The sequence below is a fragment of the Psychrobacter sp. I-STPA6b genome (assembly GCF_020662265.1).
Taxonomy (GTDB): Bacteria; Pseudomonadota; Gammaproteobacteria; order Pseudomonadales; family Moraxellaceae; genus Psychrobacter.
This window is the reverse complement of the sequence record NZ_VEWM01000098.1, coordinates 1-626: the sequence shown is the minus strand read 5'-3', so window position 1 is coordinate 626 and position 626 is coordinate 1. Positions and strand designations below refer to the sequence as shown.

General features: G+C 58.8%; 1 protein-coding gene. It reads left to right on the top strand.

Features of this window, described 5'->3' with window-relative positions; genetic code table 11:
* Positions 1-626 (top strand): hypothetical protein (locus FHK88_RS14555; RefSeq protein ID WP_227431003.1); only part of this gene is annotated, 626 nt, incomplete at both ends.

Below are 626 nucleotides of genomic sequence, written 5' to 3'. Positions count from 1 at the left end.
GAGGAGGAGGAAGAGGAAGAGGGGGAGAAGAGAAAGGAGGGGAAAGGGGAAGGGAGAGAGGGGGGAGGGGGGAGAGGGGAAGAGAGAAGAGAAAGGAAAAGAGAAGGAAAAGGGGGAGGGAAAGGAGAGGAGGGGGAGAGGGAGGGAAAGGAAGAGAAAGAGGAAGGAGAGGAAAGGGGGGGGAGGGGAGGAAGGGGAAAGAGGAGGAGGGAGGGAAAGAAAAAAGAGGAAAGAGGGAGGAGAGGGAAAGAGGGGGGGGGGGGGGGAAAGGAGGGAGGGGGGGGGGGGGGGGGGGGAGAAAGAGAGGAAGAAAGAGGAGGAAGGAGAGAGGGAAAAGGAGAAAGGGGGGGGGGGAGGGGGGGAGAGGAGAGAAAGGAGGGGGGGAGAAAAAGAGAAGAGGGGAAAAAAAGGGGGGAAGAGAAGGGAAGAAGAGAAGAAAGAGGGGGGAAGGGAGGAGAGGAAGGGGGAAGGAGGGGGAGAGGAGGGAAAAAAGAGGGGGGGAGGAAGGGGAAAAAAGGAGGGAAGGGAAAGGGAGGGAAGGAAGGAGAAGAGGAAGGAAAAGGGGGGAAAGGGGGGGGGAAGAGGAGGAGAGAGAGAAAGAAAAGGAAAGAGGAGGGGGAGAGGAA